This is a genomic window from Actinoplanes sp. NPDC048796 (assembly GCF_040650035.1).
GTDB lineage: Bacteria > Actinomycetota > Actinomycetes > Mycobacteriales > Micromonosporaceae > Actinoplanes.
In genome coordinates, this window is the sequence record NZ_JBEZGO010000018.1 from 16,144 (window position 1) to 37,623 (window position 21,480).

A 21,480-nucleotide genomic window follows, 5' to 3' on the forward strand; every position below is an offset into this window, starting at 1 on the left:
AGAGTTCCTTCCATGACTGCTTGGTTGCGCCCGCAGCGGCGAGCTTGGTTAGGGTAGCCTCACCTAACCCATGATCAAAAGCAAGATCAAATTTCGCTGGGAGGCACAGTGCGCATCGGCCGCGCCGCGGTGACGGTCACCGCCTCGGTCCTGCTCGCCACCCTCGGCATCGGCGCCCCCGCGCTGGCCGCGAAGCATCTTTCGGTCTCCAAGACCAAGGGCTTGAAGCGCGCCGGCGAGACCGTGACGGTCTCCGGCAGTGGCTACGACGTGACCAAGGGCATTTACGTGGCGTTCTGTGTGGACAATGGCCCGGGCGTGATGCCGTCGCCCTGCGGCGGCGGCGCGGACATGTCCGGCTCGTCGGGCTCGTCCGCCTGGATCTCCTCGAATCCGCCGTCGTACGGCGAGGGCCTGGCCAAGCCGTACGGCAAGGGCGGCTCGTTCACGGTGAGCCTGACCGTCAGCCAGATGATCGGCGAGGTCGACTGCGCGGCGAAGGCGTGCGCCGTGATCACCCGTAACGACCACACCAGAACAAGCGACAGATCCCAGGACGTACGCATCCCCGTGCGCTTCGCGGCCGCACCAGGGGCCGACGCCCCGGCCGGGACCGTCGCCCCGACCCGAACCCCCGGCGGCTCCACCTCCGGATCAGGGTCCACCGCGGGCTCCAGCTCCACCGCCGGGTCCAGCTCCGACTCTGGGTCCGGCTCTGGGCCCGGCTCTGGGTCCGGCTCTGGGTCCGGCTCGCCTGAAGCCGGCTCGGCTGCGAAAGCCGGCAGCCGGAAGACGCCGGCCGGTCCGCCGAGTGTCCAGCTCGCGACCGCGGCCCCACCGGCGGCCACGACGGCCGTCGCCATGGACACCGTCGACTCGGCCACCCTCAACCGCACCAGCTCGGCCACCCCGCTCGGCCATTGGTGGGCCATCGGCGGCGCCTTCCTGGCCGGCTTGCTCGGCGCCACGCTGACAGGCCGTGTCCGCCGCCGCCATCCAGTCGCCGCCGGCACCCCCGTCCGTCCGGCCGGCGGCATCCCCGTCGGCTCGGCCGGCGGCACCCCCGTCGGCTCGGCCGGCGGCACCCCCGTCGGCCCAGCCGGCGGCACCCCCATCGACCCAGCCGGCGGCACCCCCATCGACCCAGCCGGCGGCGCCCCCATCGGCTCAGCCGGCGGCGCCCCCGTCGGCCCGGCCGGCGGCGTCAAGGAGGAACTGTGATTCGCCGTACCACTGCCGCTGTCGTTCTGGCGGCATCGCTGTTGACCGGCTGCACTTCGGTGAGCGAGGTCGGCGCCGAACCGGACGCCGCCTCGAACAGCTGCGGCGTCGCGACCGCCAAGCTGGCCGGTGAAGATGTCACCCCGCTGGAGCCCCAGCCCGTACCCAAGCTGCCGGTGACCGTCTCCTCGGCCGACGGCCGCAAGGTCACTGTGAAGAGCGCCGACCGCATCCTCGCCGTGAACCTCTACGGTTCGCTCGGCGAGCTCGTCTTCAGCCTTGGCCTCGGGTCCCATGTGGTCGGTCGCGACACGTCGACCACGTTCCCCGCCGCCGCGAAGCTTCCCCTGGTCACCCCGCAGGGCCACGACCTCAGCGCCGAGGCCGTCCTCAAGCTCGACCCGACCGTCATCCTGGCCGACGACAGTATCGGCCCGGTGACCGCCCTCGAGCAGATCCGCCAGGCCGGCATCCCCATCGTCATGATCGACGATCAGCAGACCATGGCCGGGGTTCCGAAGCACATCCGCGCCGTGGCCGCCGCCCTCGGCGTTCCCGAGGCCGGCGAGCGCCTGGTCAGCCGGGTCCAGTCCGAGATCGACGCCGCCCGGAGGACGGCGCCCGCCGACGGCAGGAAGCTGAAGATCGCTTTCCTGTACGTTCGGGGCACCGCCGGCGTCTTCCTGATCGGCGGCAAGGGCGCCGGCTCCGACGCCATGATCGAGGCGATCGGCGCCGAGGACGCGGGCACCGCCGCCGGTTTGACGAAGTTCCGCCCGCTGACGAGCGAGGGCCTGATCAACGCCGCCCCCGACGTCATCCTGGTCATGACCGAAGGCCTGCACTCCGTGAACGGCGTCGAGGGCCTGCTGAAGCTCCCCGGCGTCGCGCAGACCCCGGCCGGGATCAACCGCCGCATCGTCGACATGGACGACGGCGTCCTGCTGAACTTCGGCGGCCGCACCGGCAAGGCCGTCGAGGCCCTGGCGAAGGCGGTTTACGGCCCATGCAGCTGACAACTCCCCCGCCGGCGTCCGTGCCGCCGAAATCGGCACGGGCGCGGCGGCTCCGGGTGCCGGCCCACCTTCGCGGCGCGGCCCGGATCGGGCTGATCGGCGGCCTGGCGGTAGCCCTGATCGCGGTCTGCCTGCTGGCGGCCGGCCGCGGTCAGGTGCCCATCTCGCCGGCCGAGGTGGCCGGCTCGCTGCTGCACCGGCTCGGCGTCGACCTCGGTCCGGCGCCGTCCGCGGTGCAGGGCGAGAACGCTCTCTGGCTCGTCCGTTTCCCCCGCGTCACGCTGGCCGTCGTGGTCGGCGCCTCGCTGGGCACGGCCGGCGCGCTCATGCAGGGCGTCTTCGGCAATCCGCTCGCCGAGCCCGGCGTCATCGGCGTCTCCTCGGGCGCCGCGGTCGGCGCCGCCGCCGCCATCGTCAGCGGCGTCACCGTCTTCGGCATCTGGACCACGGCGGCCGCCGCTTTCCTCGGCGGCATCGTCACGACCTTCATGGTGTACGCCATGAGCCGCGCCAACGGCCGCACCGAGGTGGTGACCCTCGTCCTGACCGGCGTGGCCGTCAACGCCACGGCCGGCGCCCTGCTGGGCCTGCTGATGTTCCTGACCGACGACGACGGCGTACGGGCCATCGCCTTCTGGCAGTTGGGCAGCCTCGCCCAGGCCACGTGGGGCGCCGTCTCGGTGGCCGCACCCTGCGCCCTCGCCGGCCTGGGAGTCGCCGCCGTGATCGCCCGCCGCCTGGACCTGCTCGCGCTGGGCGAGGCCCCCGCCCGCCACCTGGGCGTCGACACCGAACGCCTGCGCCTGATCGCCATCACCGCCACGGCCCTGCTCACGGCGTCGGCGGTGGCTTTCACCGGCATCATCAGCTTCGTCGGCCTGGTCGTCCCCCACCTGATCCGCATGGTCGCCGGCCCCGGCCACCGGGTCCTGATCCCCGCCGGCGCCCTCGGCGGCGCGGTGGTGGTCGTCCTGGGCGACCTCATCGCCCGCACGGCCATCGACTACCAGGAGCTCCCGTTGGGCGTCCTCACCGCGGTGGTCGGCGGCCCCGCCTTCTTCTGGCTGCTACGCCGCACCCGCGCCAAGTCGGGAGGCTGGGGATGAGAGCGACAGGTATCGAGGTCGGCCTGGGCGGGCGCACCGTGGTCGACGGTGTCGACCTGCACGCTGATCCGGGCGAGGTGGTGGCCCTGGTCGGGCCGAACGGCGCCGGCAAGTCCACCCTGCTGGCGGCGCTGGCCGGGGATCTGGCCACGCCCGGGCGTATCGAGATCGGCGGGCGCGACCTCCGGTCGTACAAAAGAATCGATCTGGCCCGGCAGCGGGCCGTGCTGCCGCAGAAGTCGGCGCTGTCGTTCCCGTTCACCGTGGAGGAGGTCGTTCAGATGGGCCGAGCCCCGTGGGCCGGCCGCCCCGAGGCGTCCGGGGACGAGGAGGCCGTGGCCGAGGCCATGCGCCGCACCGAGGTCACCGGCTTCGCCGCCCGCCCGTTCCAGGCCCTGTCCGGCGGCGAGCAGGCCCGGGTCGCCCTGGCCCGGGTCCTGGCCCAGCGCACCCCGCTGCTCCTGCTGGACGAGCCCACCGCCGCCCTGGACTTACGTCATCAGGAGCTGGTTCTTCAGGTGGCCCGGGAACGTTCCCGGGCCGGCGCCGCGGTGATCGTCGTCCTGCACGACCTGGGCCTGGCCGCCGCCTACGCCGACCGCGTCTACGTCCTGGCCGCCGGCCGGGTGCGAGCGGAAGGCCCACCGGCCGGCATCTTCACCGACGACTTGCTGACCGACGTCTACCAGCACGACGTCGAGGTGCTGCCCCACCCGCGAACCGGCACCCCGTTGGTGATCCCGCGCCGATCCTGAAATGTCGACCACGAAACAGCGCGTCCCCGCGCCGGCCTCTCACCGATGGGAAGTCAGCGCGGGAACGCCGCGATAGGAGCGCCTGCGTACCGTCCAAACGATCGCTGAGATGACCACCAGCACCGCAAGGGTGGCGACTCCGGTGACCGCGCCGAGGAAGCCCGCGAAACGGGCGATACCGAAACCGCACTCCAGCCCGGCCACGGTGCCGTCCCCGCATCCCAAGGGCAGACGCCGATCCTCGGCATCGCCGGCGATGCCGCCCACCACCAGGCACAACACGGGCAGGGCGACGCAGCCTCCGAGCAGCATCCACCTCGGCCGCCCGTGGCACCGCAACGCGCTCAGCCACCCCGCGATCACCAGGAGCGGCATGACCAGCGGCAGGAGCAATGTCTCCATCGCGGCCGATCGTAGGGCCAAGGCCTGGGCGGACTCGAGCCGCGGGTCCAGGCTCCGGCGCGGGGTCAGCCCCACAGCGGACTCGGGCCGCGGGTCTCGGCTCGGGGTCAGGCACAGACCCGAGTTCGGGCCCAGACCCAGAGCCAGGCTCGAGGTCAGGCCTAGACTCGAGCCGGAGTCCGAGCGCGGAGGCGGGGTCAGGCCCGCGCCCGGGCGCAAGGCCGCACCCGGGCGCAAGGCGAGGCCGGGCGCAAGGCGAGGCCGGGCGCAAGGCGAGGCCGGGCGCAAGGCGAGGCCGGGCGCAAGGCGAGGCCCGGCGCAAGGTGAGGCCCGGCGTGCAACGTGAGGCCCAGGCTCAGACTCGGGCGCGGGATCAAAGCCGGGCTCAGGGCCGGGCTCGGGGCCTGCGGCCGTGCGCCGGGTGCCGTGGCACGCCGATCTGCCGCTGCGCGGATGGCGTGCGGGTCGGTGTCAGCGGCGCGAGGGCTTCTTGGGGCGACCAGTGGCCTTAACGGGCTTGGCGGGCTTGTGCTTGGTGATGGGGCTTCGCGGGCCGGGGGCGGAACGGCGGGAGACCGGGCGCGGCCGGGCCTCCGCGTGCGGGAAGACGAACTTCTTGAAAGCCCACAACCGGAACACCATGGCGACCAGCGTGCCCAGGATGATGCCGCTGATGAAGTCGGCTATCTCCTGGGTGGGGCGGCTCACCTCGGGCACGCGCAGCAGCAGGACGTAGCGGGACACCCAGAGCGGGATCAGGGTCAGCACGATGCCGACGGCGCTGACCGCGAAGAACAGGGCGGCCTCGTGGCGCTGTTCGCGGCCGCCCCGGGTGCGGAAGGACCACTCGCGGTTCAGCACGTACGACAGGACCGTGCTGAGCAGGGTGGCGATGGCCAGGGCGGTGACCGGCTTCTCGTGCAGGACGGTCAGCTTCAAGGCGTAGTTGATGAACGTCGTCGCCAGGAAGCAGATGCCGCCGACCAGCAGGAACTTGGCGGCCTCGTGGTGCCTGCGCCACAACCGGGTTAACCACATTCCCGCGATCTTAGGCCAATGGACCAAATCGCCTACTTTCGGTTGTAGAGGCGCATGGTCACGGCGCCGAAGACGAGGACCAGGGCGGCGCTGGCCAGCAGCGTCCACATGATCTCGGGCATGTCGGGGTCGCCGGCCATGATCGAGCGGATGGCGGAGACCAGGTGGGTGATGGGGTTGACCTTCACGAACGCCTGGAGCCAGCCGGGCATGGTCGACGGCTCGACGAAGACGTTGCTGAGGAAGGTCAGCGGGAACAGGACCAGCATGCTGACGCCCATCACCGATTTCTCGGAGCGCAGCAGCAGGCCGAACATGGTCCAGATCCAGGAGAAGGCGAACGAGAAGATCACCAGCAGGCCGATGCCGCCGAGCACGCCGGGCACGCCGCCGCCGGGGCGGAAGCCGAGGATCAGGCCGACCACCATGATCGTGGTGGCGGCCAGGATGTAGCGCAGGACGTCGCCGAAGATCATGCCGACCAGGGCGGCCGGGCGCCACACGGGCAGGGTGCGGAAGCGGTCGAAGACGCCCTTCTCGATGTCGGTGTTGAGGCCGACGCCGGTGTACATCGTGATCATGACGACGCTGGTGACCATGATGCCGGGCAGGAAGAACTGAAGGTATTCGCCGGTCGAGCCGGCCAGCGCGCCGCCGAACAGGTACGTGAACATCAGCGTCATGATGATCGGGAACGCGGTGACGTCGAAGAGCTGCTCGGGTACGTGCTTGATCTTCAGGACGGCCCGCCAGCCGAAGGTCAGTGACGCCGCCAGCGCGCTGGGGCGGGTGGGCGCGGCACTGCGGGACAGCACCGCGCTGAACATGTCGGTGGAGGGTGTGTAGGGCGCTGTCGTGGTCACGCCGGAACCTCCTGCGAGGAGTGCGAGGACGAGGTCAGGGCCAGGAAGACCTCGTCGAGACTGGGCTGGCCGAGCGAGAAGTCGTCGACGACGATGCCGGCGTCGGCGAGGCGGGCCAGCGCCCGTGAGGCCTGCGCGGCCGCGCCCTGCGAGGAGCCGTCGGCCCGGGCGGTGAGGGCGACCGGGTCGGCCTCGAGCTGCACGGCCGTGCCCAGTTCCTCGGCCAGCACCCGCTCGGCGGCCGGGCGCTGCGCGGCGTCGCGCAGCCGCACGTGGACCGTGCCGGCGCCGATGGACGACTTGAGCTCGCCCGGTGTGCCCTCGGCGATCACCCGGCCCTGGTCGATCACCGCGATGCGGCCGGCCAGCTGATCGGCCTCGTCGAGGTATTGCGTGGTCAGCAGGACCGTCGTGCCGTTGGCGACGACGATGCGCACGATGTCCCACACCTGGTTGCGGCTGCGCGGGTCGAGGCCGGTCGTGGGCTCGTCGAGGAAGAGCAGGTCGGGCGTGTTGAGGATGCTGGCCGCGATGTCGATGCGCCGCCGCATGCCGCCCGAGTATTTCTTGATCTGCCGGTCGGCCGCCTCGGTCAGCCCGAACGCGGCCAGCAGCTGGGCGGCCCGATCGCGGGCGGCGCTGCGGCCGTGCCCGAGCAGGCGGGCCAGCAGGACGAGGTTCTCCGTGCCGGTGAGGTCTTCGTCGACCGACGCGTACTGCCCGGTGAGGCTGACCCGGCCGCGGACGGCGTCGGCGTCGCGGACCACGTCGTGGCCGAACACGCGGGCGGTGCCGCCGTCGGGGCGCAGGAGCGTCGCCAGCATCCGTACCACCGTGGTCTTGCCTGCTCCGTTAGGCCCGAGGAGGCCGTAGACGGTGCCCGGGGGCACGGTCAGGTCGACGCCGTCGACCGCGCGGTTGTCGCCGAAGGTCTTGATCAGACCCGTGGTCTCGATCGCCGGTGGGTTCATGCCCGCCATGCTGCCTCACGGGTGTGACATTTTTCTCTCCCGGAGGCGTACGGTGGCTCCAAGGAGTGGCCATGGAGCTGCGAACCCGGCTGTTGATTCTGCGATGCGACTTCCTGCTGCGCCGCGCCAATCGGAAGCGCCGCCGGCGGCTGGCCGCCGAGCTCGCCATGTACCGCAACCACGGCGAGCTGAACGACCTGTACGCGCTGTTGGACACCTACCCCGACGGGCAGACGTACGAGATCCGGCAGATTTTGTACGACCAGGCGCTCAGGCGCGCGCGATGAGCACCGGGCATTCGGCCCGTTGCAGCAGAGTCGTGCCGACCGGCCCGAGCAGCGCGCCCTGCTGACGGGCGCCGGCCACCACCAGTTGCGCCTGGCGGCACTGTTGCAGCAGCACCTTTTCGGGCTTGCCGCCGATCACCTCACGGGTGGCCCGCACCTGCGGGTACTTCTCCCGCCAGGGGTCGAGCTGAAGGTCGATCATGTCGAGGGACGGGCCGCCGTCCCGGACGGTCACCGCGGTCACCGGCGCCCCGCGCATCGCGGCTTCCTCGAAGGCCCGCCCGATGATCGTGGAGGCGTCCGGGTCGCTGTTGACGCCGACCACCACCGGCCCGTCCACCGGCACCTCGCCGCCGCGCACGACGACCACGCAGCATCGGGCCTGGGTGGCGACCTGGCTGTCCACCGAGCCGTGGGCCTGCCCGAAGAACCCGCGGTCGCCGTGGCTGCCGAGCACCACCAGCGCCGCTTCCTCGGCCGCGTGGACCAGTACCGGCACGGCGTAGCCGGGCAGCGCGATCCCCTTCACCGAGACTCCGGGGGCGACGGCCCGGGCCTGCATCACCGCGGTGTGCACCGTCGACTGGTCGGCGTCGGCGTCGGCCTGGCGGGTGTCGAGTGCGAAGGACTCCCGGCGGTGCCGCGCGAGCAGCACCCGTAACTCCGCCTGGCGCAGGCGGGCTTCCGTGGCGGCCCAGCGCACCGCCGCCATCGAACCGGCCGACCCGTCGACGCCGACCACTACTCTCGTTTTGATCATGGCGTTCCCTCCCTGGATTCAGAGTCGACCCAGGAGCAGGGGGTTTTCAAGGCCGTGTGCAGGTGGCGATAGCCTGACGCCCATGATCATCGTTGCCGACGTCCTGGTCGCGCTCGTCGCGCTGATCCACGTCTACATCCTCGTGCTGGAGATGTTCCTGTGGACCAGCCCGCGCGGGCGGGCGGCGTTCGGCACCACGCCCGAATTCGCCCAGCAGACCAGGACGCTCGGCGCCAACCAGGGTCTCTACAACGGCTTCCTGGCGGCCGGCCTGATCTGGGGCCTGATCGACGGCGCCGCCGCCATCAAGATCTTCTTCCTGGTCTGCGTGGCCGTGGCCGGTGTGTTCGGCGCGGCCACGGCCAGCCGGCGGATCATCTACGTGCAGACGCTTCCCGCCGTGCTGGCCATGGCCGCGGTGCTCATCGCGAATTAATCCTCGACCCGGAAGCCGATCTTCAGCCGCACCTGGTAGTGCGCGACCTCCCCGTCGACCACCTGGCCGCGGATCTCCTGCGTCTCGAACCACTCGATGTTGCGTACGGTCCGGTTGGCCTTGGAAATGGCCGTGCGGATCGCGTCGTCGACGCTTGTCGGGCTGCTGCCCACTACCTCGCTGAGCCGGTACACGTGATTGGTCATGCGGCTCAGCTTCCGCTCACCGTTCCGGTCAGCACAAGGTCGGGCGTCACGTGCAACTCGACCGATTCGTCCGGCTCACTCAGTGTGTCGGTGATGGTCGGCACGACAAGCGATCCGGTGGCGGTGCCCGGTTCGAAATAGGCCCACGGCAGCGCCGCGGTCTGCGAGAGCGGCCGTGACGGTTCCGGCTCCTCCCAGGCCACGTCCTGGAACCACACCGGATCGACGTCGGTGCTGGAGAGTTCGGCCCCGTCCGGCGGTTCCGGCGCGGCCCCGATCAGATACGGCGATTCGACCGGCGCCGACAATCGCAACTCCCAGGTCAGGGTCTCGCCCTCGGCTTTGCGAACCGAGGTCACGGCCGCGCTGACCGTCGGTTCCGGATCGTCGTTCTCGACCGTGACGCCGCCGACGTAATCGCGGATCTGGAAACCGCGCTCGGCCTTCGCCAGCAGGATCTGGCCCTCCCCTTCCCCGTACAACTCGTCGCCTTCGACGGTGAGGGGAACGGTCAGCGATCGGTCGACGGTCACCAGCCAGGTCTTGGTCAGCTCATAGGTGATCCCGTCGACCAGAAAGAACCGCACCTGTCCCTTTCCGCGTCCGCTCACCGCGACCGGAACCTGGTAGGTCTTACTGCCCGAGTCGCCTTCGGCGACGGTCAGATTTCCGATGTCCAGTTGCGGCAGGTTCGGGGTTCCGGTGGGCGGGGTCCCCTTGCCGTACGCCCATGCGTCGAGCACGAAAGCTCGCGCCGACGCGCGGAATTCGAGTGCTTTCACCGTCAGCCGGGGAATCGGCAACCGGACCTCCTGAGCCCAGTACGACGTCGTCAGTGGCGTGCCGGGAAGGCCGTTGAGCTGTACGTCGCCGAGCCGCACCCGGCGACCGTCGGCCGCGACCGCGGTGACGCCGAAGGAGGTGCCGCTCGTGTTCGGCGGAACGATGACCCGCAGCGCCAGGGTGCCGCTGTCCACCCGTACCGGCCGGGGCAGCACCGCCCGGGAGGGCCCGGTCAGGTCCACCGCGTACCGGCCCGGCTCGGGCACGACCGGCCCGAACGTGGTGAAGTGCCCGATCCGCGAATTCTGGTCGTCGGGGTCCAGGCACGAGCGGGCCGCCACGTCGGTGATCTGCTCACAGATCCGGGCGCCCTTGACCGCGGGCCCCGGGATCAGCACCGGGCTCCGGTTGCCGCCGAGCGCGTGGGTCAGCACCCGGGCCGGGCCGGCCGAGGGCGCCCGCACCCCGGTGCCGTCGAGCAGCGGCAGCACCCGGTCGTCGTCGCGCGCGAAGAGCCGCGCCGCGGCCGCGATGTAGGTGGCGCCGGCCTTCTGCTGCTGCGCCGCCGTGAGCCGGGTCGGCGCGCCCGGTGAACACACCGGGTCGGTGGCGTCGCCGCTGGAGAAGTCGTCCCACGCGGGCGCGACCGCCTGTCCCGGCGTCCATTCGGTGTTGAAGAAGTTGTGGTTCGCCCCGACCATGTAGATCGCGCTGTGCACCGCCTTCCCCCGGCTGACGCCGCGGGTCTCGTCCACGTACATCTGCCCCTGCAGGTCGAAGACATCGCCGTCGCAGCCGGGCAGGATCGTCGCCGACGGCACGTCCGGCACCGGGTTGTGCCCGAACAGCGTCGGCCCGATCAGCAGCAGCCCGCGGATGGTCCACCGCGGATCGACCGCCATCGCGGCCCGGCTCACGCCCTCACCGCCGCGCGAATGGCCGACGAGATAGACCTTCGAGAGATCGGCCCGGCGATCCTTGGCGAGCAGCGCGAGGTGGTGGCGCACCAGTTCCGCCCGGGCCTGGGCGCCGCCGTCCTCGCTCGCCCAGTCCTGCCCGTTGATGCCGTTGGCCGAGATCGACACGGTCATGTAGCCCTGCGAGGCGAGCAGTTCCTGCGCCTGCAGATAGCCGCGATAGCTGGGAATCGGCGACGTGCCTTCCGGGCACGGCCACTCCTGCGGGACGTCCTCGTTGTCACCCTGATAGCAGATCGAGTGCCGCCCGTGCAGGAAAAGGGCGAGCGGCCGTTTCCCGGTCGCGCCCACCGGCGCCACGACGACCGCCCTGGTCTCCACCGGCGCCTCGTATTCCAGTTTCACCGGCGCCAGGTCGTATTCCGAGGTGGCCGTGCGGTAGGGCCCGGGCACACCGGGGTCGACAGCGGCGGCCGGTTGCTGAGCCGGAACCGGCGGGGCGGCCATGCGCGAAGCGCGCTGGGGAACCGCGTCGAGGCGCTTGCCCGCGGCCCGTACGGAAAGCTCGTTCAGCGGACCGGCCGGGGAGGACAGGGTGAAGGTCCGGCCGTCCGGATGGGGTTTCGCCTTTCCGAGGAGCCGATTCCTCGACCAGAACTCGACGGCCGCGTCGCCCATCGGCACGCGGGAAGGAGCCTTCCAGGTGAGCTTTCCGTCCACTACGGACCAGCCACCGCCCGGGTCCGCGGCCGTCGGTGGCGCGGCGACCGCGCTCCCGGCGACCCCTACGACAAGTGTCACGGCGACCGCCGCCGCCGTCAGTAGTCTTCGCATGCAAGCGTGTCTATCTCACACTCGCAACCAGCTCGACGATCATCGAACCATGGCACGATGACACGATGGCTGAGGCGACGACGCGTACGGCGTATAGGACCTGTCCGCTCTGCGAGGCCGCCTGCGGCCTGGAGCTCACCATCTCCGCCGACCGGGTCGTGGCGGCCCGCGGCGACCGCGACCACGTGTTCAGTCACGGCTTCGTCTGCCCCAAGGGCGCGACGTTCGGCCAGCTCACCGACGATCCGGACCGGTTGCGCCGCCCGCTGGTGCGCCGCGACGGCCGGCACGTGGAGGTGAGCTGGGAGGAGGCGTTCGCCGAGATCGAGAAGGGTCTCGGCCCGGTTCTCCGGACGTACGGACGGGACGCGGTCGCCCTCTATCTCGGCAACCCGAACGTGCACACCATGGCCGGCGGCCTCTACGTGACGCCGCTGGTCAAGGCGCTCGGCTCCAAGAACACCTTCTCGGCCAGCACCGTCGACCAGATGCCGAAACACGTGTCCTGCGGCTATCTGTACGGCAATCCGCTCGCCATTCCGGTGCCCGACATCGACCGCACCGACCTGCTGCTCATCCTGGGCGCCAACCCGTGGGAGTCCAACGGCAGCCTGGCCACGGCGGCGGACTTCCCGGGCCGGCTGCGGGCGATCCGGCAGCGCGGCGGCCGCTTCATCGTGGTCGATCCGCGGCGCACCCGCACGGCCGAGAACGCCGACGAGCATCTGTTCATCCGGCCCGGCACCGACGCGTTCCTGCTCTTCGGCATCGTGCACACCCTGTTCGCGGAGGAGCTCACCGACGTGGGTTCCCACATCTCGGGCGTCGATGAGGTACGAGTTCTCGCCCGCGACTTCCCGCCCGAGGCCGTCGCGGACGCGTGCGGCGTCCCGGCCGGCCGGATCGCCGAGCTGGCCCGGGAACTGGCCGCCGCGCCCAGCGCCGCCGTCTACGGGCGGATCGGCACCTGCACCGTCGAGTTCGGCACCCTGACCAGCTGGCTCATCGACGTGGTGAACGTGCTCACCGGCAACCTCGACAAGCCCGGCGGTGTGATGTTCCCGCTGGCCGCGCACACCCGCAAGCAGAGCCGCCCCGGCGGCAAGGGCTTCCGGGTCGGCCGCTGGCACAGCCGGGTCCGCGGGCTGCCCGAGGTCAAGGGCGAGTTGCCGGTGGCCGCGCTGGCCGACGAGATCGAGACCCCGGGCGAGGGCCAGGTCCGCGCGTTCGTCACGGTCGCCGGCAACCCGGTGCTGTCGACGCCGAACAGCGGGCGGCTCGACCGTGCCCTGTCCGGGCTCGACTTCATGGTCAGCGTCGATCCCTACCTGAACGAGACGACCCGGCACGCCGACGTGATCCTGCCGCCGACCGACCCGGCCCGCAAAGGCCACTACGACTTCTCGTTCCTGGCCCTGGCCGTGCGCAACTTCGCCGCGTACTCACCGGCCGTCCTGCCGGCCGATCCCGGCAGTCTCGACGAGTGCGACATCCTGGCCCGGCTCACGGCGATCATCGCGGGCCAGGATGTCGGGACGGACGCCGTGCACGAGCGGATGCTGACCGCGCTGCTGGAGAAGGCGGCCGGTCCGCTCGGGCGGGACGTGGCCGAGCTGCGGGCCGAGGTGACCGGCGACCATCCGGCCGAGCGCCTGCTCGACGTCGCGGTGCGCACCGGCGCCTACGGCGACCTGTTCGGCGTACACCCCAAGGGTCTGACCTTGACCAAGCTCCTCGAGAACCCGCACGGCGTCGACCTCGGGCCGTTGGAGCCGCGGATCCCGGAGGTGTTGCGGACGACGAGCGGGACGGTCGAGCTGTGCCCGGAGCCGCTGGTGGCCGACACCGCTCGCCTCAAGGCGGCGCTGGCGCGGCGGCCCGACGATCTGGTGCTGATCGGGCGGCGGCACCTGCGGTCGAACAACAGCTGGATGCACAACGTGCCGGCCCTGGTGAAGGGGCGCGACCGGTGCACGTTGCAGGTCAACCCGGCCGACGCGTCCCGGCTGGCGATCAAGGACGGCGACGAGGCCGAGGTGAGCTCACGCGCCGGTCGGCTGTGCGCCACCGTCGAGGTCACCGACCGGGTGATGCCGGGCGTGGTGAGCCTGCCGCACGGCTGGGGTCACGGCGTGCCGGGCACCCGGATGCGGGTGGCGGCGGACCATCCGGGCGTCAACTCCAACCTGCTCACCGACGAGCTGACGATCGACCCGCTGTCCGGCAACAGTGTGCTCAACGGGATTCCGGTACGGGTTTCCGCCAGCGGATCTCGGTGATCGCGCGGCCGGCGACGCGGGTGACCTCGGCCGTGGCGCCGTCGACGTCGACCGTCTCGCCGGGCGCGGTCGGGATGTGGCCGAGCTTGGCCAGCACGAGCCCGGCCACCGTCGTGTAGTCGGCGTCCTCCAGGCGCTCGATGTCGACGCCGACGTCGGGCAGGTCGTGGATCGGGAAGGTCCCGGGCATGAGCAGCGCGCCGTCGTCCTCGCGCACCACCGACTGCACGTCGCGGTCGGTCTCGTCGTAGATCTCGCCGACCACCTCCTCGACCAGGTCCTCCATCGTCACGATCCCGTCGATGGCGCCGCGCTCGTCGACGACCAGGGCCAGCTGCTGGCGCTGGGCGCGCAACTGCATCATCGCGTCGGAGACCTTGAGGCTCTCGGGCAGGAAGAGCGCGTCGAACATGTGGTCCTGGACGGGGCCGGTGGCGTCGATCAGGTCGCGCAGGTGGGTCACGCCGAGCACGTCGTCCAGGCCCATCGGGCCGGTCACCGGCGCCCGCGAGTGGCCGCCGGCGACGAGCCGGGCCAGCGCCTCGGGGGCGGGCAGGTCGGCCGGTATCACGAGCACGTCGCGGCGGGGCACCAGAATTTCCCGCAGCACCCGGTCGGCGATCTCGAAGGCGCCGCTGATGATCGTGCGCTGCTCCGGAGTGAACTCCTGCTGCTGGGTGACCAGGTCGCGGATCTCCTCGGTGGTGACTTCCTCACGGGTGGCGTTGGGGTCGACACCGGTCAGCCGTACCAGCAGATCGGTTGACTGGCCGAGCAGCCAGATCACCGGCCGGGACAGGGCCGAGAGCACGTCCAGCGGCCGGGCCACCATGAGCGCCCAGCCCTCGGCCCGCTGCATGGCGATCCGCTTGGGCGCGAGCTCACCGACCACCAGCGTGAAGAAGGTCAGCACGATGGTGACCAGCACGATCGAGACCGGCTCGGCGGCGCCGCCCAGGAAACTCAGCGGGCCGGTCAGCGGTTTGGCCAGCGACACCGCGGCCGACGCCGAGGCCAGGAAGCCGGCCAGCGTGATGCCGATCTGGATGGTGGCCAGGAACCGGTTGGGGTCGCGGGCCAGCTTGGCCAGGGTCGCCCCGGTGCGCGACTTGCGCTCCAGGCGCTGCAACTGGCTGTCGCGCAGCGAGATCAGCGCCATCTCGCTTCCGGAGAACGCGGCGTTGAGCAGCACCAGGAAAACGACCAGGACGATCTGCCACCCGTAGCTGCCCACGGCACTCTCCCCTAGGACGCCGGCCGGTAGATGTCCGGCTCCAGATAGATCACCTTTGCCGAGGGTACGGCAGCGCGGACCCGCGCCTCGGCGTCGTCGATGGTCGCGGCGATGTCGCGGCCCTCGTCCTCCGCCCCGACGCCGATCTTCGCGGCCAGCAACAGCTCGTCCGGGCCGAGGTGCATCGTGCGCAAGTGGATCACCTGGTCGACGCCGGGCGACGACAACAGCGCCCGCTCGATCGCGGCCACCTGCTCGGGCACCGCCGACTCGCCGATGATCAGGCTCTTGGTCTCGGTGGCCAGCAGCACGGCCACGGTGACCAGCAGCAGGCCGATGCACAGGGTGGCGATGCCGTCGAAGACGCCGTTGCCGGTGGCCACGCTCAGGCCGACGCCGGTCAGGGCGAAGAGCAGGCCGATCAGGGCGCCGCTGTCCTCGAGCAGGATCACCGGCAGCTCCGGGTTGCGGGTGCGTTTGATGAAGGCGAGCCAGTCCCGCTTGCCGCGCGTCCGGTTGGCCTCGCCGACGGCGGTGCGCAGGGCGTAGCCCTCCAACGCGGCCGCGATCACCAGGACGACCACGGCGACGATCGGCGACTCCAGCGGATGCGGGTCCCTGATCTTGTGATAACCCTCGTAGACGGCGTAGAGCCCGCCCAGGCTGAACAGGATGATCGCCACCAGGAAGGCGTAGACGTACCGTTCCCGGGCGTAACCGAACGGGTGCAGCGCCGAGGCCGGCCGCTGGGCCCGGCGCCCGCCGATCAGCAGCAGCACCTGGTTGGCCGAGTCGGCCACCGAGTGCACGCCCTCGGCCAGCATCGAGGCCGAACCGGTGATCGCCGCGGCGACGAACTTCGACACGCCGATCGCCAGGTTCGCGCCGAGCGCGGTGATCACGGCCCGGGTGCTGCCCTCACTCGCCATGATCGTCAGTCTTTCAGGAGTTCCCGTTCCGCACCTCGGGGAACGGGCAGGCTCTGCTGTGGCAGGCGTCGCTCCAGCTCGTCGATGAGCTGATGGAGGCGGGCCAGTTGCTCGTGCAGCGGCGGCTCGGCCGCCTTGACGCCCCGGTTCTCCTCGTGGGCCTCCTGCAGCGCGGTCAGCACCACGCCGACGAGCAGATTCGTCAAGAGATAACAGGCGGCGACCATGTACGACACGTAGTACAGCACCGCCCACTCGGTCACTTCCCGCCCGGCCTGCAGCGTGTCGGTGATCCCGTCCAGCGACAGCAGCAGGAACAGCGTGAGCATGGCCTGCCCGACCGTGCCGTACCGCTCGGGGTAGGCCTCGCCGAACATCATCCAGCCCAGGATCGCGTACCCGTAGAGCAGCAGCACGGTGACCAGAAGGAAACTGCCGAGCCCGGGCAGGCTGCGCCGGATCCCGACCAGGATGATCCGCAGGCTCGGGAAGAACCGGAAGGTCCGCACGATCCGGGCCAGCCGCAGCAGCCGCAGCAGGGTCACGTTCTCCCGCACGCCGGGCAGCAGCGGCGCGGCCACGATGACCAGATCGAACAGGTTCCACCGGTCCCGGAAGAACGCCTTCCCGGCGGCCCCGAACCGGATCAGCAACTCCACGACGAAGTACGCCACGCAGGTGTACTCGATCGCGTGCAGCACCGGCCCGGCCGCCGCGACCACCGGCTCGTACGTCTCGAGGCCCAGCGTGATCGCGTTGAGCACGATGGCGGCGAAGCCGGCGAGATTGAACCACGGCGCCGCCACCAGACGGCTGCAGAAAAGGGCGGAACGCGACATCGCGGGAGAGCGTATCGCCTCCCTCAGCACCGCCGGACGATCGGGCGGGTGATCGTGCCGCTGGGCTGCTCACCGGCGATGACGGTGCCGTCGGCGCTGATCGCGGTGGCCACGTCGTAGTCGCGAGCGGCGCTCAGGTGCGGCAGGCGACGGGTCGAAAGCGTGGCTTCGCGGTACGGCGGCCGGGGTTACGTCCCGGTCGTCACGCCGGCCACGACACCGGTGCCGGTGGACGGGCCGGAGGTGCCGACGATCCAGTCACCGGCGATCGCGGTCGCGCTGCCCGCACCCTCACCGGGCAGGCAACCACCTTCGACAGTGGACTTGCAGGCGTACGGTCGGCCGGCCGCGTAGCGGACGATCAGCTCCTCGTCGCCGACACCGAACGCGCCCGACTCCCCCGGCGCTTGCAGCAGGCGCACCTTCATCGGGTCGGCCGCCGGCCAGAACGCCGCCCGCCGGGCGACCACCCCGACGATGTCGCCCCGCGCGTTGATCGCGGTGGCCGTGGCGTCGCTGCCGGCCGGGACGGGCAGGGCGCGGACCTCACCGTTCGTCCACGCCCAGGCGACCTGCCGCTCGCCTCGGGTGACGCCGCCGACGACCGTGCCGCCGGCGTTGACCCCCAGCGGGGTGGGCGCGAAGCCGGCGATCTTCAAGTCGGTGGACGTCACCGCACAGCGTGTACGCCAGCCGCCGCAACCGGGGCACCCCGGCCCTCGCGAACTCGACGTACTCGCGCTCCGCGTCCGCGCGCATCGATGTTCCCCCTTCGTCACCCTCTCAATGCGCGCCGGCGCGGCAACGGTTGCCTCATGGTCATGTCGGTCTTCTAGAAAAGGCCGATGATTCGACGTCTGTCCATCGTCGCCGCCGCCGCGGCCGCCGGTGTGCTCGCCGCCTCGCCCGCCCTCGCCCACCCCACGGGCGGCGGGCCGGCCCTGTCGCTGGTGGACTCGGCCGTGTTCGCGCCGGGCCAGCCGTTCGGCGGCATCTCCGGCATCGACTACGACCCGCGCACCGGCCGCTACGTGGCGATCAGCGACGACCGGTCGGCCCTGGCCCCGGCCCGCTACTACACCCTGCGTCTGCCGGTCTCACGCAAGGGCCTCGGCACGCCGGTGGTCACGGGCGTGACCACGCTGCGCGACAGGAACGGCCAGGCGTTCGCCAACGGCACGGTCGACCCCGAGGCCGTACGGGAACTGCCCGGCACCAGCCGTCTCGCGTGGACCAGCGAAGGCGCCGCCTCGACCGGCATCCCCCCGTTCGTGCGGGAGACCTCGCGCGACGGCTCGTTCCGCCGCGAGTACCGCCTGCCGGCGGCCTACCTTCCGACGGCGACTTCGGGCGTACGCAATAACCTCGCCCTTGAGTCTTTGACCGTCTCCGCCGACGGCCGCTCCCTGATCACGGCGACGGAGAACGCGCTCGTGCAGGACGGCCCGGCCGCCACCCTGACCAACGGCAGCCGCTCGCGGGTCCTCGTCCTCGACCGGGCCTCCGGCCGCGCCCGGGCGGAGTACGTCTACCCGGTGAGCCCGATCGCGCACCCGGCGACCGACCCGGCCAACCCGTACCAGGACCGCGGCCTCACCGACCTGCTGACGATCGATGGAACCGACTTCCTGGCCGTCGAACGCAGCTACGCCGGCGGCGTAGGCTTCACCATTCAGATCTTCTGGACGACAACGCGCGGCGCCACGAACGCGGCCGGCCGGACGGCCCTGACCGGCGCCGAAAAGCCCATGCCCAAGAAGCTCCTGTTCGAGTTCCCGGCCGCCGACAACGTGGAGGCCCTGACCTGGGGCCCGCGCCTGCCCGGCGGCAGCCGCTCGATCATCGCGGCCACCGACGACAACTTCGGCCCGGCCGGCACCCAGTTCCACCTGCTGCGCTACCGCTCCCGCCGCTGACCCACCACCGACGCGTCGTCTCCGGCGCCGCCGCACAGCTCAGGCCGGGGCTCACCACCGAGGTCCCACCCAACTCGCGGCGGCGCCGACAGCCCCGATCCCCCAGCCTCGACCGAACCGTCGCCACCCGGCCAGCCAGCGAACCCCGCACCCGACGGTGTGAGCCCGCTGCCGCGACGACACCGACTCGCGCCCCGCGAACGTAAGCCCACAGTCGCGTTCGCACTGCCTCGCGCCCGACGACCGCCGGCACATCACCGTGCCCGCGTCGACACGCACCCCACGAGCGCGAGCCCACCACCGCGCCCATGCCGACCCGCGCCCAACAACGCAAGCCCGCCACCGCGGCCACGCTGGCCCATGCCCTACGAGCCGAAGCCCGCTACCGCGCCCACGCCGACCCACGCCCGACAAGCCGAACCCACCACCGCCCGCGCTGGGCCGGGCCGGGCCGACGGGCGGGCGCCCGCTGTTCGACCGCACTCGCCGGAGTCTGGCGCGGCTCTGCCCGGATCCTTCATCCCATGCCCGCCGTCCTCGTCCACCGCGCATCGAAATCCGCCGATTCCGCCCCCTCACGGACAGTGTGTGGGACGAACGCCTGTCGATTCGGCACGGATGGCCGAGATGCGGACGGCCGTCGATCGGTGCACACTGCCCGGGATGAACGGACAGCTACTTGGCGGCCGCTACCGGTTGCTGACCCCGATCGGCAGCGGCGGCATGGCAGTGGTGTGGCGCGCCCACGACGACGTGCTGGCCCGCACGGTCGCCGTCAAGGTTCTGGCCCCCAGTCAGGTCGGCGACCCCGATTCACGGGAGCGCATCCGTCACGAGGCCCGCGCCGCCGCCGCGCTGTCCCACCCGAACGTCGCCCAGGTCCACGACTACGGCGAGATGACCAACAAGGAGCAGGTCTTCCCGTACGTCGTGATGGAGCTGGTCCCCGGCGGCACCCTCCTGCGCCGCCTCTGCGAAGGCCCGGTGGCCCCCCGCTTCGCCATGCGCACCGGCGCCGAGATAGCCGCCGCCTTGGCCGCCGCCCACGCCGAGAACCTGGTCCACTGCGACATCAAGCCCGCCAACGTCATGCTCGCCCCCACCGGCGCCAAGGTCGTCGACTTCGGCATCGCCGCCGCCACCTCGCCCGGCACTCCCGGCGCCGTCTCCGACGAAGTCCTGGGCACCCCCGCCTACCTGGCCCCCGAACGCCTGCTGGCCGACGTGGTGGAGCCCGCCTCCGACATGTACGCCCTGGGCGTGGTCCTCTACCGCCTCCTGTCCGGCCGTTCGCCGTGGACCACCAACGAGCCCACCCAACTGCTCAAACAACACATCCACCTGGACCCCAAGCCCCTGTCCATGCTTCCGGGCGTCCCCGACTACGTGGCCGAGCTGACCAACCGCTGCCTGGCCAAGTCCCCGTCCGCCCGCCCCACCGCCCGCGAGGCCGCCACCCTCCTGGCCCGGGGCGCCGGCCTCCGCGTCGTGACCGACGAGCGCCTGCCCTCGCCCACCCCGGTCGAGCCCCCACCCGAGCCCTCAGTCCTGATCCCCACAGCCCGCCACCACCACCGCCCTCCACACCCCGCCCCGCCGTCCACTCCACCGGCCGCCACCCCCGCGGCCCCGTCCAACACGCACGCTCACGCCGCCGCCACCACACACGCTCACGCCGCCGCCGCCGCACCCGCACACCCAGCCACCGCACCCGCACACCCAGCCACCGCACCCGCACATCCAGCCACCGCACCCGCACACCCAGCCACCGCACCCGCATACCTAGCCACCGGGCTTACACACCCAGCCGCAGGGCCCGCGAAGCGGGACGCCACGGCCGCAGGGCCCGCGAAGCGAGACGCCACGGCCGCAGGGCCCGCGAAGCGGGACGCCACGGCCGCAGGGCCCGCGAAGCGAGACGCCACGGCCGCACACATGGCCACGGCGGCCGCGACACCTGCGAACGGAGGCGGCGCGGCCGCACAACCGGGGCAGGCGCCCGAACAACCTGGTCACGCGGCTCCGCCGGGGTCCGATCGGGCGCCGGCGGAAGCGGCGAGGGCGCGTCGCCGGGCGGCAGGCCGCTGGGCGGCGGTGGGCGCGCTGGCGACGTCCGCCGCGGTGGGCGCCTGGTTCATGCTGCCCGACGACCACGTCACGCCCGCCGAGTCGGCCCCGCTGCCGCCGACCGCGCCCCCGTCCGCGCCGGCCTCCGCCACCGCGGCGCCGGCCACACCCGGCGGCGGCGCTGCCCGAACGTCGGCGCGCGCCCGCGCGGTAGTGACCGCCAAGCCCTCCGCCACCGCGCCCAGTCCGGGTTCCTCGCCCACGCCGACCGGCTCGGCCGCCCCGTCCAGCCCGGCCACCGCGACCACCACCGCACCCGCGCCCGCGCCCGCGCCGGGAACACCGAGCGCTGAGCCCACCGCGGCTCCTCCGGCCGCGAAGACTTTCTCCTCGGCGGCCGGCACGATCGAGGCCACCTGTACGGCGCCGGACACCGCCAAGATCACCTTCTGGCAGGCGACCAAGCCCTACAAGGTGCTCAGCGCCGCCGGTGGCCCGTCGCGGGCTCCCGCGGTGACCTACAAGCAGGGCAAGTCGCTGGTCACCATGACCGTCACCTGCGCCGGCGGCGTGCCGTCGGTCGCCCTGTCGGAGACCGCCGGCGGCGCCTGACGGGGGCGG

20 protein-coding genes are annotated in these 21,480 nt (G+C 71.8%); 9 read left to right on the forward strand and 11 right to left on the reverse strand.

All coding sequences use genetic code 11. From position 1 onward, the window contains the following. The first annotated feature begins 108 nt into the window (after nucleotides 1-108). From AB0C26_RS40520 to AB0C26_RS40535, 4 genes are read left to right on the forward strand one after another with little or no spacing between them, the layout of a single operon-like run. Complete coding sequence (locus tag AB0C26_RS40520; RefSeq protein WP_360259009.1) at nucleotides 109-1,221, forward strand: hypothetical protein; 1,113 nt, start codon at nucleotides 109-111, stop codon at nucleotides 1,219-1,221. Continuing rightward, nucleotides 1,218-2,237, forward strand: a complete 1,020-nt coding sequence (locus tag AB0C26_RS40525) for an ABC transporter substrate-binding protein (protein ID WP_360259011.1) — start codon at nucleotides 1,218-1,220, stop codon at nucleotides 2,235-2,237. The genes AB0C26_RS40520 and AB0C26_RS40525 overlap by 4 nt, the downstream gene beginning before the upstream one ends. Beyond that, entirely contained in the window at nucleotides 2,228-3,343 is a 1,116-nt protein-coding gene (locus AB0C26_RS40530) for an iron ABC transporter permease (RefSeq protein WP_360259014.1), read from the forward strand. The genes AB0C26_RS40525 and AB0C26_RS40530 overlap by 10 nt, the downstream gene beginning before the upstream one ends. Continuing rightward, on the forward strand, nucleotides 3,340-4,098 hold the full coding sequence (locus tag AB0C26_RS40535) for a heme ABC transporter ATP-binding protein (RefSeq protein WP_360259016.1): 759 nt from the start codon (nucleotides 3,340-3,342) through the stop codon (nucleotides 4,096-4,098). Before AB0C26_RS40530 ends, AB0C26_RS40535 begins: the two co-directional genes overlap by 4 nt. Before the next feature lie 39 nt (nucleotides 4,099-4,137). Here the strand turns inward: AB0C26_RS40535 and AB0C26_RS40540 are convergent, their stop codons facing one another. The 4 genes from AB0C26_RS40540 to AB0C26_RS40555 form a co-directional block, all read right to left on the reverse strand. After that, nucleotides 4,138-4,500 (reverse strand): hypothetical protein, encoded by a 363-nt coding sequence (locus tag AB0C26_RS40540; protein WP_360259018.1) that lies wholly within the window; start codon nucleotides 4,498-4,500, stop codon nucleotides 4,138-4,140. A 471-nt stretch (nucleotides 4,501-4,971) separates the two neighbouring features. Continuing rightward, the gene (locus tag AB0C26_RS40545) at nucleotides 4,972-5,538 is read right to left on the reverse strand and encodes a GtrA family protein (RefSeq protein ID WP_360259022.1); all 567 of its coding nucleotides are present in this window, start codon (nucleotides 5,536-5,538) and stop codon (nucleotides 4,972-4,974) included. A 32-nt stretch (nucleotides 5,539-5,570) separates the two neighbouring features. Then, complete coding sequence (locus tag AB0C26_RS40550) at nucleotides 5,571-6,365, reverse strand: ABC transporter permease (RefSeq protein WP_360259253.1); 795 nt, start codon at nucleotides 6,363-6,365, stop codon at nucleotides 5,571-5,573. 32 nt (nucleotides 6,366-6,397) lie between these two features. Then, nucleotides 6,398-7,372 carry an ATP-binding cassette domain-containing protein gene (locus AB0C26_RS40555; protein WP_360259025.1) on the reverse strand — a complete coding sequence of 325 codons (975 nt, stop codon included), beginning with the start codon at nucleotides 7,370-7,372 and terminating at the stop codon, nucleotides 6,398-6,400. 71 nt (nucleotides 7,373-7,443) lie between these two features. Between AB0C26_RS40555 and AB0C26_RS40560 the strand changes: the two genes are divergently transcribed. Continuing rightward, the gene (locus AB0C26_RS40560) at nucleotides 7,444-7,659 is read left to right on the forward strand and encodes a hypothetical protein (RefSeq protein ID WP_360259028.1); all 216 of its coding nucleotides are present in this window, start codon (nucleotides 7,444-7,446) and stop codon (nucleotides 7,657-7,659) included. Here AB0C26_RS40560 and AB0C26_RS40565 read toward each other — a convergent pair. Then, entirely contained in the window at nucleotides 7,643-8,419 is a 777-nt protein-coding gene (locus tag AB0C26_RS40565) for a universal stress protein (protein ID WP_360259031.1), read from the reverse strand. The genes AB0C26_RS40560 and AB0C26_RS40565 overlap by 17 nt on opposite strands. An 82-nt stretch (nucleotides 8,420-8,501) precedes the next feature. Here AB0C26_RS40565 and AB0C26_RS40570 point away from each other — a divergent pair, with 82 nt between their 5' ends. Then, nucleotides 8,502-8,855, forward strand: coding sequence for a DUF1304 domain-containing protein (locus AB0C26_RS40570; RefSeq protein WP_360259033.1), 354 nt, complete (start codon nucleotides 8,502-8,504; stop codon nucleotides 8,853-8,855). On the opposite strand, the gene AB0C26_RS40575 is transcribed toward AB0C26_RS40570, so the two are convergent. Together AB0C26_RS40575 and AB0C26_RS40580 are read right to left on the reverse strand one after the other, a co-directional pair. Then, nucleotides 8,852-9,061, reverse strand: coding sequence for a dodecin (locus AB0C26_RS40575; RefSeq protein ID WP_097327663.1), 210 nt, complete (start codon nucleotides 9,059-9,061; stop codon nucleotides 8,852-8,854). The two genes, AB0C26_RS40570 and AB0C26_RS40575, sit on opposite strands and share 4 nt — an antisense overlap. 5 nt (nucleotides 9,062-9,066) lie before the next feature. Next, the gene (locus tag AB0C26_RS40580) at nucleotides 9,067-11,595 is read right to left on the reverse strand and encodes a hypothetical protein (RefSeq protein WP_360259036.1); all 2,529 of its coding nucleotides are present in this window, start codon (nucleotides 11,593-11,595) and stop codon (nucleotides 9,067-9,069) included. A 65-nt stretch (nucleotides 11,596-11,660) separates the two neighbouring features. On the opposite strand from AB0C26_RS40580, the gene AB0C26_RS40585 reads away from it, so the two are divergent. Continuing rightward, nucleotides 11,661-13,874: a molybdopterin oxidoreductase family protein gene (locus tag AB0C26_RS40585; RefSeq protein WP_360259038.1), complete on the forward strand. Its 2,214-nt coding sequence runs from the start codon at nucleotides 11,661-11,663 to the stop codon at nucleotides 13,872-13,874. Here the strand turns inward: AB0C26_RS40585 and AB0C26_RS40590 are convergent. The 4 genes from AB0C26_RS40590 to AB0C26_RS40605 all read right to left on the reverse strand — a co-directional run bounded on the left by AB0C26_RS40590 (nucleotide 13,831) and on the right by AB0C26_RS40605 (nucleotide 17,550). Then, nucleotides 13,831-15,108, reverse strand: a complete 1,278-nt coding sequence (locus AB0C26_RS40590) for a hemolysin family protein (RefSeq protein ID WP_360259040.1) — start codon at nucleotides 15,106-15,108, stop codon at nucleotides 13,831-13,833. The genes AB0C26_RS40585 and AB0C26_RS40590 overlap by 44 nt on opposite strands. A gap of 11 nt (nucleotides 15,109-15,119) precedes the next feature. Then, the gene (locus tag AB0C26_RS40595) at nucleotides 15,120-16,037 is read right to left on the reverse strand and encodes a cation diffusion facilitator family transporter (RefSeq protein ID WP_360259042.1); all 918 of its coding nucleotides are present in this window, start codon (nucleotides 16,035-16,037) and stop codon (nucleotides 15,120-15,122) included. 5 nt (nucleotides 16,038-16,042) lie between these two features. Then, on the reverse strand, nucleotides 16,043-16,876 hold the full coding sequence (locus AB0C26_RS40600; protein ID WP_360259044.1) for an ion transporter: 834 nt from the start codon (nucleotides 16,874-16,876) through the stop codon (nucleotides 16,043-16,045). A gap of 188 nt (nucleotides 16,877-17,064) precedes the next feature. Continuing rightward, entirely contained in the window at nucleotides 17,065-17,550 is a 486-nt protein-coding gene (locus AB0C26_RS40605; protein ID WP_360259046.1) for a hypothetical protein, read from the reverse strand. A gap of 171 nt (nucleotides 17,551-17,721) precedes the next feature. Between AB0C26_RS40605 and AB0C26_RS40610 the strand changes: the two genes are divergently transcribed. Together AB0C26_RS40610 and AB0C26_RS40615 are read left to right on the forward strand one after the other, a co-directional pair. Further along, the gene (locus AB0C26_RS40610; protein ID WP_360259048.1) at nucleotides 17,722-18,792 is read left to right on the forward strand and encodes an esterase-like activity of phytase family protein; all 1,071 of its coding nucleotides are present in this window, start codon (nucleotides 17,722-17,724) and stop codon (nucleotides 18,790-18,792) included. 663 nt (nucleotides 18,793-19,455) lie between these two features. Continuing rightward, a complete protein-coding gene (locus tag AB0C26_RS40615; protein WP_360259050.1) occupies nucleotides 19,456-21,471 on the forward strand; it encodes a serine/threonine-protein kinase in 2,016 nt (671 codons plus the stop codon). Nucleotides 21,472-21,480 lie beyond the last annotated feature (9 nt).